At 56.5% G+C, this 292-nt stretch carries 1 protein-coding gene; it reads left to right on the top strand.

The window, feature by feature from the left end; translation table 11 throughout:
* Positions 1 to 292 (top strand): flavin reductase family protein (locus tag RTW80_RS28675; protein WP_312721489.1); only part of this gene is annotated, 292 nt, incomplete at both ends.

Genomic DNA, 292 nt, shown 5'->3' with positions numbered 1-292 from the left:
GCCCCGTACAGCTTCTTTAACTGCTTTAACTATCGCCCACCGATCATTGGTTTTTCAAGCAACGGCTGGAAGGATAGCGTGCGGAATATTACCGAAACGGGGGAGTTTGTCTGGAACCTCGCAACGCGCGATCTGGCCGAGGCGATGAATGAAACCTCCGCCACGCTCCCTCATGGCGAGGATGAATTTACCTTTGCCGGCCTGACGCCCGTAGCCAGCCAGCTTGTGAGCTCGCCGCGCGTGGCGGAAAGCCCGGTGAATTTCGAGTGTCGATTGTCACAGTGCATTCAGC

It is taken from the genome of Escherichia sp. AM3 (genome assembly GCF_032029835.1).
Classification (GTDB): Bacteria; Pseudomonadota; Gammaproteobacteria; order Enterobacterales; family Enterobacteriaceae; genus Escherichia; species Escherichia coli.
This window is presented reverse-complemented; position numbering and strand designations above follow the sequence as displayed.